This is a genomic window from Rhizobium lusitanum, from assembly GCF_014189535.1.
GTDB lineage: Bacteria > Pseudomonadota > Alphaproteobacteria > Rhizobiales > Rhizobiaceae > Rhizobium > Rhizobium lusitanum_C.
In genome coordinates, this window is sequence record NZ_CP050308.1 from 3,142,636 (window position 1) to 3,155,749 (window position 13,114).

The following is a 13,114-nucleotide window of genomic DNA, read 5'->3' on the forward strand; positions in this document are numbered from 1 at the left end:
GAAGTGAAGATGTCATGGATCCCTTATCTGCCGCATTGAAGATTGCGGGCTCCGGCCTGGAGGCTCAATCGACCCGCCTGCGCGTCGTCTCCGAAAATATCGCCAACGCCCGTTCGACAGGCGACACACCCGGTGCCGATCCCTATCGCCGCAAGACGGTGACCTTCGGTGCCGAGCTCGATAGAGCCAACGGTGTGACGACGGTCGGGGTGAAGAAGATGGGCGAGGACACCGGCAAGTTCGTCGAGCAATACGACCCGGACAATCCGGCGGCGGACCAGAAGGGCTACGTCAAGATGCCCAACGTCAACATCCTTGTCGAAATGGCCGACATGCGCGAGGCAAATCGTTCCTACGAGGCCAATCTGCAAACGGTCCGGCAGGCACGCGACCTCATCTCCTCCACCATCGATCTGTTGAAGAATTCATAATGATTGACGCTATCAAGAATGTCTCCTCCCTCTCGGCAACCCGCGGTCTCGGCAGCATCGCCACGGATCTGAGTTCCGTCGCATCCAACGCGATCGCATCGACGCCGGAAACGGCAATCGGAAGCTCCGCGGTCGGCAGCTTCGCCTCGGTCATGTCCGATGTGGCGAAGAATACGGTCAGCACGCTGAAGGACGCCGAAAATGCCTCCTTTGCCGGCATCAAGGGCACGATGAGCACCCGCGAAGTGGTCGACAAGGTCATGCAGGCGGATCAGACGCTGCAGACGGCGATCGCGCTGCGCGACAAGATGGTCTCCGCCTTCCTCGATATTACGAAAATGCAGATCTAGGGCGGATTGCTCCGCTCAAACTATGTGACTTGGCGTGTTCCTGTTCCAAAGCCGCTTGGCGGCTTTCAGGATCGCGCTCCAGATCGAAGGACTAAAACATGAGAGCGCTCGCTATTGCCGCGACGGGCATGGACGCCCAGCAGACCAATCTCGAAGTGATCGCGAACAACATCGCGAACATCAACACGACGGGCTACAAGCGTTCCCGCGCCGAGTTCTCGGACCTTCTGTACCAGACCGAGCGCGCCAAGGGCATCGCCAACAGGCCGAACCAGGCAGTGGTCCCGGAAGGCGCCAATATCGGTCTCGGCGTGCAGACGACGGCCGTGCGCAACATCCAGATCCAGGGCGAGCTGTCGCAGACGTCGAACGATCTCGACGTCGCACTTGTCGGCCGCGGCTGGTTCCAGATCCAGATGCCTGACGGTACGACGGCCTATACGCGCGCCGGCTCCTTCAACAAGAGCGATACCGGCCAGATGGTCACGCCCGACGGCAACGTGCTGCAGCCTGGGATCACCATCCCGAGCAATGCCAGCAACGTCGTTATCAACCAATCCGGCCAGGTCTCGGCGACAATCGGCACGGCGACCACGCCGACCGTTCTCGGTCAGTTGCAGATCGCCAACTTCGTCAACGAGGCCGGTCTGCAGCCGATGGGCAGTAACCTCTTCACCCAGACGCCGGCATCCGGCGATCCCGTCGTCTCCGACCCGAACGAAAACGGCTTCGCCTATATGAAGCAGGGCTATCTGGAATCGTCGAACGTCGATCCGGTCAAGGAAATCACCGACCTGATCACGGCGCAGCGTGCCTACGAGATGAATTCCAAGGTCATCACCACCGCCGACGACATGGCGCAGATCGTCAGCAAAAACCTGAAGTAACAGAGGGACGGGCCGAACATGAGGTTTCGCCGGATGAAAAGCTTAGCAATGGCCTGGCTCGCCGCAGCAGGCCTATCCGTCATGTTCGTGCCGGTTTTTTCCGCCGGCGCAACGGGTGTCGACGGAACCAGCATGGGCACCGCCGTGGTACCGACCGAGGTGATCTATCCCGGCGATATCATCGGCAGCGGCCAGCTCGAGGAGGTTGACGTCACCAATCCCAACTTGACCGGCGACTACGCCAGGGCGATCCGGGACGTGACGGGCAGGGTATCGAAGCGCACGCTTCTGCCCGGCAGGACAATCTCGATTTCCTCCTTGCGCCAGCCCTTTGCGGTGATACGCGGTTCGAACGCACGATTGGTAATGAGTATGGGCAGCATGACGATCACCGCGGCCGGGACGCCCCTGGACGACGGCGCTGTCGGCGACAGCGTGCGGGCCCGTAATCTGGATTCCGGTATCATCGTCAACGGTACCGTCCTCGAAAACGGCACGATTCGCGTGGTCTCGAAATGAGAAGCCTTCGTTATTTTCTTGCGATTCTGATGGCATTGCCCAGCCTGATCGTCTCCGATCCGGCGCTGGCGATACAATCGCGCATCAAGGATATCGCCTCGTTGCAGGCCGGCCGTGACAACCAGTTGATCGGCTACGGCCTGATCGTCGGTCTGCAAGGATCAGGCGACGGCTTGCGGTCTTCGCCGTTTACTGAGCAGTCCATGCGCGCGATGCTGCAGAATCTCGGCATTTCGACGCAGGGCGGCCAGTCCGCCGCCAAGAATACCGCCGCCGTGATGGTGACGGCCAACCTGCCGCCCTTTGCCAGTCCCGGCAGCCGTATCGACGTCACCGTCAGTTCGCTCGGCGACGCGACCTCGCTTCGCGGCGGCACGTTGATCATGACCTCGCTCAGCGGCGCCGACGGGCAGATCTATGCCGTGGCGCAGGGCTCGGTCATCGTCTCGGGTTTCCAGGCGCAAGGGGCCGCTGCCAGCGTCACCGAAGGCACCACGACCGCCGGCCGCGTGCCGGGCGGCGCCATCATCGAGCGTGAGCTGCCGTCGCGCTTCAAGGACTCCGTCAATCTCGTCCTGCAGTTGCGTAATCCGGACTTTTCCACCTCGGTTCGTATTACCGATACGGTCAATGCCTGGGCGACCTCGCGCTTCGGCGCGCCGATCGCCGAGGCGAAGGATTCGCAGGAGGTTGCGATCAGCAAGCCGAAGATGGCGGACCTGACGCGGCTAATGGCGGACATCGAAAATCTTGCCGTCCAGACCGATACGCCAGCCAAGGTCGTCATCAACGAGCGCACAGGAACGATCGTCATCGGCGCCGACGTCCGCGTCTCGCCGGTCGCCGTCAGCTACGGCACCCTGACGGTTCAGGTCAGCGAAAATCCGCAGGTCATCCAGCCGGAACCCTTCTCTGACGGCCAGACTGCCATCCAGGACCAGACGGATATCACAGCGACCAAGAGCGGCGGCGGCGTCGCCATGCTCCAGGGGCCTGACCTGAAGACACTCGTCTCCGGCCTGAACAATATCGGCGTCAAGCCGGACGGCATCATTGCCATCCTGCAAGGCATCAAATCGGCTGGCGCCCTGCAAGCGGAGCTCGTGCTGCAATGATCTCGATCGCTATCGCCCGAAAAATTCTGAATTCCTGCTCTGCGGCCATGGTCGCCCTGCTGCTGTCCGTCTGCGCTGCGGCGGCACAGGAAGCGCCGAAACCGGTCGTTGATCCGGCATCCAGCCAGGACGAGATCAGGCAGTTCTGCACCAATATTGCCGATCCGGCCCGCGACCAGCGCTACCTTCTGCAAAAGCAGGAGCTTGAAAAGCTGCAGGCCGACGTCAATCAGCGCATCGCCACCATGGATCAGCGCAAGGCGGAATATGAAGACTGGCTGAAGCGCCGCGACGACTTTCTGAAAAGCGCCGATGCCGGTCTGATCGACGTCTACAAGAACATGAAGCCCGATGCGGCGGCGGCGAGCCTTGACGGCGTCAAGGTCACCATAGCGGCGGCGATCATCATGAAACTCTCGCCGCGCCAGGCGAGTCTCGTTTTGGCGGAGATGGATGTGCAGAAGGCGGCAGCCGTCACCAACATCATGGCCAGCGCGTCTGATCCGAATACATCGAAGTCGAAGGACCCTTCATGAACATGCGTCTTACGGCCACGTGCGCAATTGTCGTCTTTCTCGCGGGCTGCCAGACGCCGCAGGCTATGAAGGAAATCGGCAGGGCACCCGCCATGAGCCCCATCGGCAGCGGCCTGCAATATGCGCAGACACCGCAGATGTCGCAGTATCCGAAGCGCCCGCACCAGGTCGCGCAAGGCTATTCGCTCTGGAACGATTCGCAGGCGGCCCTTTTCAAGGACGCCCGCGCGCTCAACGTCGGCGATATTCTGACCGTCACGATCCAGATCAACGACAAGGCGAACTGGGACAACGAGACCAATCGCAATCGCACGAACAAAAGCGATATGAACTGGGACATTGCCGCCAAGATCTTCGGCTGGACGCCTGCCACCAGGGCAGACGCGACCTCGGGCTCCGATACCAGCACCGACAGCAAGGGCAAGATGCAGCGCTCCGAGCAGATCAACCTGCTTGTGGCTGCCGTCGTTACCGGCATTCTCGAGAACGGCAACCTGATGATCAGTGGCTCGCAGGAAGTTCGCATGAACCAGGAAATCCGCATTCTCAATGTCGCCGGTATTGTGCGGCCGCAGGACGTCATGGCGGATAATACGATTTCCTACAGCAAGATCGCCGAGGCGCGCATTTCCTATGGCGGCCGTGGTCGCCTGACGGAAATTCAGCAGCCGCCGGTCGGTCAACAGGCGGTCGATCTGCTGTCGCCGCTCTGACGGTCGGACAGCACACGGCATTTTTGCAACAGGCGAGTAACAGACATGGCAGAAGCCGCAGACGCATCGGCAAACAGCAAGGGATCGCCGCTGGTCATGACCATCGTCGGACTGCTCGCCCTGACCGTCCTCGGCGGCGGCGGCGGGTGGTTCCTCGGCACCATAGTTGCGCCGAAGATCAAGGCGGCGACATCAGCCGTGCAGGCCGCCACACAGACGACCGGCGACGAAAAGCAGGCGATAGCCCCCGTGGAATCGAGCAATATCGTCCAGCTCGATCCGATCATCACCAATCTCGGCTATCCCTCGCAGAACTGGATCAGGCTGGAAATCGCGCTCGTGTTCAAGGACAAGCCGGACCCACAACTCGCCCAATCCATCCATGAAGATATCCTGGCCTATGTCCGCACGGTGTCGCTGCAACAGATCGAAGGTCCGCGTGGCCTGCAATATCTTCGGGATGACCTTCAGGAACGTGTTGACCTGCGCTCCGAAGGACGCGTATCGAAAGTCATGTTCAGGACTTTCGTGATCGAATGATTCGATTATTACTTATTTTATCTACATTAGTATTTGCTATATTGTCGCCTGAACTGGCGATGGCGCAGCAATTGTCGCAACAGATTCCGACGGATCTTCTGAACGCCCCGGTGAACGGGTCGGTCGCGGCCTGGATCATCCGCACCTTCGGGCTGCTGACCATCCTGTCGATCGCGCCCGGCATCCTCATCATGGTGACGAGCTTTCCGCGCTTCATCATTGCGTTTTCGATCCTGCGTTCGGGCATGGGTCTTGCAACCACCCCCTCGAACATGATCCTGCTCAGCCTGGCGCTGTTCATGACTTTCTACGTCATGTCGCCGACCTTCGATCAGGCCTGGAAAGATGGGGCGCAGCCGCTGCTTGCCAATCAGATCTCGGAGGCGGATGCCGTTATGCGCATCGCCGAGCCTTTCCGCACCTTCATGGCGAACAACACGCGCGACAAGGACATCAAGCTCTTTGTCGATCTGGCGCGGGAGCGCGGGCAGACGGTGGTGGTCGACAACAAGATCGACTATCGCGTCCTGATCCCGGCCTTCATGATCTCGGAAATCCGTCGCGGCTTTGAAATTGGCTTTTTGGTCGTGCTGCCGTTTCTGGTCATCGACCTGATCGTCTCGACTATCGTCATGGCGATGGGCATGATGATGCTGCCGCCGACATCGATCTCACTGCCCTTCAAGATTCTGTTTTTCGTGCTGATCGATGGCTGGAATCTGCTGGTCGGCAGTCTCGTGCGCTCTTTCCACTGACAGCCTAAAGCCGCAGGAGTGGTCATCGGGCAATGCCCGACGACCTCACATTTCTATTCGGCGGCGATTGCCGCCGCATTCCCGTCTTCGACCAGGAACGGTTCGGTGCGTACGGGCAGTGCCGGCACATCCATGTGATCCGGAGCAAGGCCCAGCCTGGCGCGCTCGACCATCATCCCGTAAGCCGTCTCCAGGTGACTGGTGAAGCGTTCGGCGTCGAAGAGCGGCTTGATATAGCGGTTGGCGGCCAGCACGTCCTTGAGCCCAGCTGCGCGCTCGGGCTGCTCGGCAAACTCCACGGCCATGTCCTCATAGGCCTGGACATCGGCGGCGACCAGTTCCGGTACGCCGATGGCGTTGAGCAGGCTTTCGCTGACGCGCGAGGCGAAGTTCGTGCCCTTCATCGTCAACACCGGCAGGCCGCCCCAGAGCTGCTCAGAGGTCGTCGTATGGCCGTTGACCGGGAAGGTGTCGAGACCGAGATCGGCAAGCTGCTGGCGATCGATATGGTCCTCGTAGCGAATACGGGTCGTGAAGACGACGCGCTTGCGATTGACGCCGCGCGCCTCGAGTCGCGCCCACAGATTGGCTTCGGCGCGTGGGCCGTTGCACAGCAGCCAGAGCACGCTGTTCTTGGTGCGCTTCAGGATGTTGCACCAGACATCAACCATCTGCGGGGTGATCTTGCGGTTGCCGTTGAAGGAGGCAAAGACGAAGGCGTCTTCCGGCAGCCCATGCTGAGCGCGGGTCGTCGGTTGCGGCTTCGGACGATAGATCGGGTCGTTAGCCTGATAGCTTTCGGGCAAGCGGCAGAACTTCTCGTGAAAATGCGGCTTGGACTGTTCCGGCAGCACGTAGGGGTCGCCGATGATGTAGTCGAGATCGACATTGACGGTGGAACCGGGGAAGCCGAGCCATGATGCCTGGATCGGCGCGGCCATATGGTTGAGGATACGTGCGCGGCTATCCTTCGTGTGCCCCTTGAGGTCGATGAGAATATCGATGCCCCGCGCGCGAATGACCTCGGCCACAGCCTGATCGGAGAGGCTGCGGATATCGACCATGGTCCCCCATCTCGAATAATCGAACTCTTCCTCCCGCTGCGACGCTAATGGCGAATGGTCGAAGAGGGTGATCTCGAAGCGGTTCCGGTCGTGCAGTTCCAATATCCGCTGCAGGAGCTTCATGGTCGCGTGGCCTGGCCAGAAGTCCGCCGAGAGATAGCCGATGCGGATCTTGTCTGCCCATGCATGCGGCGCCTTGCGGCGAGCCTCGGCATGTCCGGCGGGCAGCGGTAGCGTGTCGTGGATGGCGAATTTGTTGATCGCTTCGTCGCCGCACCAATGCAGATGGAAGAAGGGATTGTCCGGCGTGACATAGTCGAGATTGCCCGCGGCGAGCGCCGTCTTGATCTGGGCCATATGTTTGTCGACCAGCGCGAGATCCGACACTTCGCGTGCGAAGATCAGGTAAAGCGTGCGGAAGACGATGTTGTCGGGATGATTCTTGAACAGCGTGGCAACGATATGCCGGTTGCCTTCGTCGTAAAGGTCGTCGGTCAGGAGTTTCGCGGCCAGCAGCCGGTGCCTGAGCTCCGGTCCATCGACCAGCACGGTCTTGAAGCCGGTCAAAAGCTCCTTCTGCTGGCGGCCCAGGAAAATGCGGACGAGGACATAGGCCAACTCCGGATCCTTGAAGGCCAACGGCAGGATCAGGCTGCCGATCGATAGCGCCTTGTCCTCATCGCCGCAATCGGCATGCAGCAGCAAGGCTTCGCGCAGATAGTCCTCGCGATGCGGCTTTTGCCTGCCCGCCAGTTCGTAGGCCGTCGCGGCATCCGATTTGAAGCCGAGTTTGAGCAACGTCTTTGCCAGCAGCGCGTAGGTCTTCGGTGATGTATCGCTGTTGAGCAGCTCGTTCAATGTTTCGAGTGCGCGCGTATACTGCCCCTTCTGGTAGAGATTGGAGGCTGTCACAAAGGTGTTTTTGATAGTCACGAGCGAGAACTCCGAGCGAAACGTTGAACAGGCACCGGCTGGAGGCCGAGGACCGTCATCATGGATTCGCCGGATCATCGCGCGCGTAGCTTGCCTGAAACCGAAGCGGCGGTTGAATCACTCATTTACGCACTATTAGCTACGTTGAGGACATCCCTTGCCGCGCCCCCCAAATTTAAGGAATTCGCAAGCAATGGATGCGAATTTGCTCCTCACATGACGGGTTTGGCCCCCTAGGAAAATGGGCCGAGGAGCATGAAGCCGCTCCGTCATCGCCGGTATTTGAAGTCCGGTATGTCCTCCTTTTTGTATTCAGTTTTCGGGGACACACTCATGACAAGCATTAACACCAATAACTCCGCTATGGCCGCACTGCAGACGCTGCGTGGCATCAGCAGCAGCCTGCAGGACACGCAGAGCGCCGTTTCGTCCGGCCTGCGTATCTCCAAGGCTTCCGACAACGCCGCCTATTGGTCGATTTCCACCTCGATGAAGTCTGACAACAGCGCCATTGGCGCCGTTTCCGACGCCCTCGGCCTCGGCGCTGCCAAGGTCGATACGGCATCCACCGCTGTCAGCAGCGCCATCGACGTCGTCGGCCAGATCAAGGACAAGCTCGTCACCGCCATGGAAGGCTCGGTTGACAAGGGCGCTGTCCAGGAAGAAATCGGCCAGCTCCAGCAGCAGCTGCAGAGCGTCGCTCAGTCGGCTTCGTTCAACGGCGAAAACTGGGTCATGGCTGCCAGCGGCGACTCCGCTTCGGTCGTTTCCTCGTTCATCCGCGGCACCAACGGCACCGTCTCGGTCAGCACCACGTCCTACAAGTTCGACGCCACCGCAACCGGCAACGTTCTGTTCGGCTCGAACTCCGGCACGATCGATACTGCTTCCGGTATTCTCGGCACCAAGACCGGTTCCTACTCGGTGTTCAGCCTGGATATCTCGAGCATGACCACGGGCCAGATCTCCAGCGCCCTCAACATGGTTCAGACCGCTCTGAACTCGTTGACCAGCATGGGTTCGAAGCTCGGCTCGATCTCCAGCCGTATCGACCTGCAGACGACGTTTGCTTCCTCGCTCTCCGACTCGATCCAGTCGGGCGTTGGCAAGCTGGTCGATGCAAACATGGAAGAAGAGTCCAGCAAGCTTTCGGCTCTCCAGACCCAGCAGCAGCTGGCCATCCAGTCGCTCTCGATTGCCAACTCTTCGACACAGTCTATCCTGTCGCTCTTCCGTTAAGAAGCAGGACTGGCGTTTAGCGCCAGCCGAAATTCCTAAACAATAAGTTAACCGCGCCTCTCTAAGGCGCGGTTTTTTTTATATTTTTTGCTGTTTCGTGGTTCAGATTTTCTTAACTATATTGTTGTTTTCTAGGGTCATTGAAACGGCGAGTTAACCATAACCAACTGGGGTTAACAGGCATGATGCTGAATGCCGTTTCCGGTTTTTAGACCCGGAATGTCCCTTATTTAACCACTGCCAAAGGGGCAAAATATCATGACGAGCATTCTTACCAACAACGCCGCTATGGGCGCCCTCCAGACGTTGCGTGGCATCAGCAGCAACCTGCAGGACACGCAGAGCGCCGTTTCGTCCGGCCTGCGTATCTCCAAGGCTTCCGACAACGCCGCCTATTGGTCGATCTCTACCTCGATGAAGTCTGACAACAGCGCCATCGGCGCCGTTTCCGACGCCCTCGGCCTCGGCGCTGCCAAGGTCGATACGGCAACCACCGCCGTCACCAGCGCTCTCGATATCGTCAGCCAGATCAAGTCCAAACTCGTCACCGCCATGGAAGGCTCGGTCGACAAGGGCTCGGTTCAGGAAGAAATCGGCCAGCTCCAGGCACAGCTGCAGAGCGTTGCGCAGTCCGCTTCGTTCAACGGCGAAAACTGGGTCATGGCTGCCAGCGGCGACTCCGCTTCGGTCGTTTCCTCGTTCATCCGCGGCACCAACGGCACCGTCTCGGTCAGCACCACGTCCTACAAGTTCGATGCCACCGCAACCGGCAACGTTCTGTTCGGCTCGAACTCCGGCACGATCGATACTGCTTCCGGTATTCTCGGCACCAAGACCGGTTCCTACTCGGTGTTCAGCCTGGATATCACCGGCATGACCGGCGGCCAGATCTCCAGCGCCCTGGACATGGTTCAGACTGCTCTGAACTCCATGACCAGCATGGGCTCGCGCCTTGGCTCGATTTCGACCCGTATCGACCTGCAGACGACCTTTGCTTCCTCGCTCTCCGACTCGATCGAATCGGGCGTTGGCAAGCTGGTCGATGCAAACATGGAAGAAGAGTCCAGCAAGCTTTCGGCTCTCCAGACCCAGCAGCAGCTGGCCGTCCAGTCGCTCTCGATCGCTAACTCTTCGAGCCAGTCGATCCTGTCGCTCTTCCGTTAATAGGAAGAGCCGGCGCTCCGCGCCGGTGGCAACAGCCGAACAAAAGTTTACCGCGCCTTCACTGGAGGCGCGGTTTTTTTTTTTTGGCAGAGGCTTATTCTGCGGCCGTATTTCGCAGAGCGGCGACGAAGGCGTCGAACAGCTTGCGCATGGCCACCTGCTTGTAGGGGTAGACGGTGGGGCTATCCATGTTGTGCACCACCATCGCCACGTCCAGTTCGAACACCAGCAGGCGTCCGTCGGGGAGTTCCGCGCAGTCGATGCCGAAATAATCGAGCCCTATGCGACGGCAAAGCGCGTCGAAACTGTCTTTGTGGCGGATCGCGAAATCGGTGTCGAAATCCTCCATCCACGCCTGCTCCACCGCCCGCTTTGCCGGGCTCTCTGCCATGCCGGCGCTGAGATAGTGCACGATCCAATGCTCGGACAGCGCCATGTGGCTGGCGAAAGCTTTGCCCTGGATGAACACGATGCGCTGCTTGTTGTACAAGCCGTCCGCGCCGCGGAAATCGATGAAGGGCGCGACGTAGATCTCCGGAGCCTGTTGTGTTTCGAGCCAGGCCGACAATCCCGAAGGGTCGGCAATGCGGTCCATTCCATGGCCGGCATGGGTGCTAATCGGCCGAACGACAAGCGGGAAGGTAAGTCCTGGTGCACATTTGTAGAGTTGTTTCGTGCCCGAGCCGACGGCGACAAGATCCTCGCGCGGCACGCGATGGGTGCTGGGCGACAGAATGGAGGGCTCGTCGGCCAGCATGGCGCTCACGCCGTCGCGCGTCAGCCGGCTGACAAGTTCCGGATCGTTGTTCATGATCGGGCCGTTGAAATCGGCCAGCAGCGTCTGCATCCGCGCAAGCACGGGGGCATTCTCGGTGGATTCGCCAATCGCCATGAAGGCGACATCGTGTGCCGGCAGATCCCCAAGCTCGGCCGTCTCGGCATCCACATAATGCAGCCAAAGAACGCAGTCGCTGTCGACCAGCAGGAAATCCAGCGGCGTGTTCGCCATGAAATCGCCCGGCGTCACAAAGGCCAGCAATCGCGGCCCCTGTCCATTGCCATGGACCACGCAGAAATCCCGCCTCACATCCACCGCGCTCCGGAACATCTGGCGCGCTTCATCGGCGCGGCCCATGGTTTGCAGGATGGTTGCCAGGTCGAACAAGGCAGCGGCATCGGTGGCGTCAGCGCGGATGCGTTGCGTCAGTTCATTCCACAGCGGCGCCACGTCGCCGGCGGCATAGATGAGCGAGACGATCTTCTGCATCCCGATGATTCGGTCGGAGGTCTCGGTGATCTCGGGGGCATGGTCGGCAGCAAGGCCGTGGGTCATCAGCATGGGAATAAATCCTGTCGGGAACCGAGCTTCAAGACGCCCTGGATCAGCGCGTCGATATCCGTCTGCCGCGTGCGGTGGTTCACGATTGCCGCGCGGATAGCCGGTTGTCCGTTGATATGGGTGAGCGATGGTGCGACGCGCCCTTCGGCGTGGAGGTGTTCGACGATCCGCGCGTTGATCTCGGGAGACGCATCGCCGGTCGGTCCCACATAGGCGAAGCAGACGATATTGAGGGCAACGGGCGCGAGGAGCCGTAGGGCAGCTTGCCGCTCGACCTCATGCGCCAGAGCACGCGCCAGGGCGCAGTTGGCGGCCATAGAATCCCCCAGCGCCTTGATGCCGTAGGTCTTCAGGGTGAACCATGTCTTGAGCGCGCGAAAACCGCGTGACAGGTCGGGTCCATAGTCACAGGGCCACCAGTCGCCGCCCGCCAGGCCAGAGGCCGCGCGGCTGAGATAGGCAGCCTCCGAGGCGAATGTCTGGCGCTGCCAAGTGCTGTCGCGCACGAGAAGGAAGCCGGCGTCGTAGGGCACCTGCCCCCATTTGTGGAAATCGAATGCAAGCGAATCGCAGGACTCGATGCCTGTGAACAGATGCGCGAGATCATCGCAGAGGATACCCAGCGCCCCCAATGCGCCGTCGACGTGGAAATGCAGATCATAGGTGTCGGCGATGCGCCGCAAGCCGACAAGATCGTCGACAGCGCCGGTATTCACCGTTCCCGCCGTTCCGACGAGCAAAAAGGGCGCATGTCCGTCCCGCTTGTCGCGAATGATGGTGCGTTCGAGGGCTTCGATGTCGATCTGACCGGCGGCATTGACCGGGATGCGTCTGAGGTGATCGCTGCCGATGCCCGACATTTCGAAGGCGCGCGGCACGCAGCCATGCACTTCGCTCGACGCGTAGCCCGTGAGTCGCGGTTCGCCGGGAAGCCCCGTCGCGCGGACGCCAGTGCCGAGCTTTCTCGTCTTTGCGAGCAGCAGGGCGACAAAATTGGCCTGGGAGGCGCCGGTCAAAAACACCCCGCCGGCGGTGTCCGGAAACGAGAATATCTGCTGTGTCCACCGGATGATCTGGCGCTCGACCTCGATGGGCATGTGGTCGCGTCCGCCGAGATTGGCGTTCAGGCCCCCCGCCAGCATTTCCGCCAGCATGCCGGCAACCGTCCCGCCGCCCTGCACCCAGCCCATGAACCCCGAATGGATGTTGCCGCTTCCATAGGGCAGGACATTATCGCGGAATGTGGCGTGGACATCGGTGAGTTCTGTAGGCTCGATGGGCAGGGGCGCATCGAAGAGTGCGCGCGCCGACTGTGGCGCCGGTTGCCAGACGGGCTTTTCAGGGAGCATTTCCAGATAGTCGAGCATGTCATCAAGCATCCGGTGGCCTTGCCGGCGCAGGGCCTGCCAGTCATCGGGGTCGAGGCTGGTTCGTTGGCGAGGCTCATTCCCCGACAATCCGCCGCCCTGCAAATCTAACATTTCGACTCCGCGCCTTACTGACTATGCCTGTAATCTTACGCCGTCCAA

14 protein-coding genes are annotated in these 13,114 nt (G+C 60.4%); 11 read left to right on the top strand and 3 right to left on the bottom strand.

Annotation, left to right across the window (positions count from 1 at the left end; translation table 11 throughout):
* Window positions 1-14 precede the first annotated feature (14 nt).
* The 9 genes from flgC to fliP all read left to right on the top strand — a co-directional run bounded on the left by flgC (window position 15) and on the right by fliP (window position 5,846).
* Entirely contained in the window at window positions 15-431 is a 417-nt protein-coding gene (flgC, locus tag HB780_RS28880) for a flagellar basal body rod protein FlgC (protein WP_007695748.1), read from the top strand.
* Entirely contained in the window at window positions 431-781 is a 351-nt protein-coding gene (locus HB780_RS28885) for a flagellar hook-basal body complex protein FliE (protein ID WP_183691342.1), read from the top strand. The genes flgC and HB780_RS28885 overlap by 1 nt, the downstream gene beginning before the upstream one ends.
* A 98-nt stretch (window positions 782-879) precedes the next feature.
* Window positions 880-1,668 carry a flagellar basal-body rod protein FlgG gene (flgG, locus tag HB780_RS28890; RefSeq protein ID WP_007695760.1) on the top strand — a complete coding sequence of 263 codons (789 nt, stop codon included), beginning with the start codon at window positions 880-882 and terminating at the stop codon, window positions 1,666-1,668.
* Between the two features lie 33 nt (window positions 1,669-1,701).
* Window positions 1,702-2,187 carry a flagellar basal body P-ring formation chaperone FlgA gene (gene flgA / locus HB780_RS28895; RefSeq protein ID WP_435693898.1) on the top strand — a complete coding sequence of 162 codons (486 nt, stop codon included), beginning with the start codon at window positions 1,702-1,704 and terminating at the stop codon, window positions 2,185-2,187.
* The gene (locus tag HB780_RS28900; RefSeq protein ID WP_183691347.1) at window positions 2,184-3,302 is read left to right on the top strand and encodes a flagellar basal body P-ring protein FlgI; all 1,119 of its coding nucleotides are present in this window, start codon (window positions 2,184-2,186) and stop codon (window positions 3,300-3,302) included. Before flgA ends, HB780_RS28900 begins: the two co-directional genes overlap by 4 nt.
* On the top strand, window positions 3,299-3,838 hold the full coding sequence (locus HB780_RS28905) for a MotE family protein (protein ID WP_183691349.1): 540 nt from the start codon (window positions 3,299-3,301) through the stop codon (window positions 3,836-3,838). Before HB780_RS28900 ends, HB780_RS28905 begins: the two co-directional genes overlap by 4 nt.
* On the top strand, window positions 3,835-4,551 hold the full coding sequence (gene flgH, locus HB780_RS28910) for a flagellar basal body L-ring protein FlgH (protein ID WP_183691351.1): 717 nt from the start codon (window positions 3,835-3,837) through the stop codon (window positions 4,549-4,551). The genes HB780_RS28905 and flgH overlap by 4 nt, the downstream gene beginning before the upstream one ends.
* Before the next feature lie 45 nt (window positions 4,552-4,596).
* Window positions 4,597-5,091: a flagellar basal body-associated FliL family protein gene (locus HB780_RS28915; RefSeq protein WP_183691353.1), complete on the top strand. Its 495-nt coding sequence runs from the start codon at window positions 4,597-4,599 to the stop codon at window positions 5,089-5,091.
* Window positions 5,088-5,846, top strand: a complete 759-nt coding sequence (fliP, locus tag HB780_RS28920) for a flagellar type III secretion system pore protein FliP (protein ID WP_183691355.1) — start codon at window positions 5,088-5,090, stop codon at window positions 5,844-5,846. The genes HB780_RS28915 and fliP overlap by 4 nt, the downstream gene beginning before the upstream one ends.
* 53 nt (window positions 5,847-5,899) lie before the next feature.
* Here fliP and HB780_RS28925 read toward each other — a convergent pair whose 3' ends face one another.
* Window positions 5,900-7,843, bottom strand: coding sequence for an O-linked N-acetylglucosamine transferase, SPINDLY family protein (locus HB780_RS28925; protein WP_183691357.1), 1,944 nt, complete (start codon window positions 7,841-7,843; stop codon window positions 5,900-5,902).
* 333 nt (window positions 7,844-8,176) lie between these two features.
* Between HB780_RS28925 and HB780_RS28930 the strand changes: the two genes are divergently transcribed.
* Window positions 8,177-9,082, top strand: a complete 906-nt coding sequence (locus tag HB780_RS28930) for a flagellin N-terminal helical domain-containing protein (RefSeq protein WP_183691359.1) — start codon at window positions 8,177-8,179, stop codon at window positions 9,080-9,082.
* A 258-nt stretch (window positions 9,083-9,340) separates the two neighbouring features.
* Window positions 9,341-10,246: a flagellin N-terminal helical domain-containing protein gene (locus HB780_RS28935; RefSeq protein ID WP_183691361.1), complete on the top strand. Its 906-nt coding sequence runs from the start codon at window positions 9,341-9,343 to the stop codon at window positions 10,244-10,246.
* 94 nt (window positions 10,247-10,340) lie between these two features.
* On the opposite strand, the gene HB780_RS28940 is transcribed toward HB780_RS28935, so the two are convergent.
* A complete protein-coding gene (locus HB780_RS28940) occupies window positions 10,341-11,585 on the bottom strand; it encodes an ATP-grasp domain-containing protein (protein WP_183691362.1) in 1,245 nt (414 codons plus the stop codon).
* Window positions 11,579-13,066 (bottom strand): pyridoxal phosphate-dependent decarboxylase family protein, encoded by a 1,488-nt coding sequence (locus tag HB780_RS28945; RefSeq protein WP_183691364.1) that lies wholly within the window; start codon window positions 13,064-13,066, stop codon window positions 11,579-11,581. The genes HB780_RS28940 and HB780_RS28945 overlap by 7 nt, the downstream gene beginning before the upstream one ends.
* Window positions 13,067-13,114 lie beyond the last annotated feature (48 nt).

Excerpts from the sequence above, each read along its gene's own strand:
- flgA (WP_435693898.1), top strand. The coding sequence starts at position 1,702 with ATGAAAAGCTTAGCAATGGCCTGGCTCGCCGCAGCAGGCCTATCCGTC.
- HB780_RS28905 (WP_183691349.1), top strand. The coding sequence starts at position 3,299 with ATGATCTCGATCGCTATCGCCCGAAAAATTCTGAATTCCTGCTCTGCG.
- HB780_RS28930 (WP_183691359.1), top strand. The coding sequence starts at position 8,177 with ATGACAAGCATTAACACCAATAACTCCGCTATGGCCGCACTGCAGACG.
- flgH (WP_183691351.1), top strand. The coding sequence starts at position 3,835 with ATGAACATGCGTCTTACGGCCACGTGCGCAATTGTCGTCTTTCTCGCG.
- HB780_RS28900 (WP_183691347.1), top strand. The coding sequence starts at position 2,184 with ATGAGAAGCCTTCGTTATTTTCTTGCGATTCTGATGGCATTGCCCAGC.
- HB780_RS28915 (WP_183691353.1), top strand. The coding sequence starts at position 4,597 with ATGGCAGAAGCCGCAGACGCATCGGCAAACAGCAAGGGATCGCCGCTG.
- flgG (WP_007695760.1), top strand. The coding sequence starts at position 880 with ATGAGAGCGCTCGCTATTGCCGCGACGGGCATGGACGCCCAGCAGACC.
- fliP (WP_183691355.1), top strand. The coding sequence starts at position 5,088 with ATGATTCGATTATTACTTATTTTATCTACATTAGTATTTGCTATATTG.
- HB780_RS28885 (WP_183691342.1), top strand. The coding sequence starts at position 431 with ATGATTGACGCTATCAAGAATGTCTCCTCCCTCTCGGCAACCCGCGGT.
- HB780_RS28940 (WP_183691362.1), bottom strand. The coding sequence starts at position 11,585 with ATGCTGATGACCCACGGCCTTGCTGCCGACCATGCCCCCGAGATCACC.
- HB780_RS28945 (WP_183691364.1), bottom strand. The coding sequence starts at position 13,066 with ATGTTAGATTTGCAGGGCGGCGGATTGTCGGGGAATGAGCCTCGCCAA.
- HB780_RS28935 (WP_183691361.1), top strand. The coding sequence starts at position 9,341 with ATGACGAGCATTCTTACCAACAACGCCGCTATGGGCGCCCTCCAGACG.
- flgC (WP_007695748.1), top strand. The coding sequence starts at position 15 with ATGGATCCCTTATCTGCCGCATTGAAGATTGCGGGCTCCGGCCTGGAG.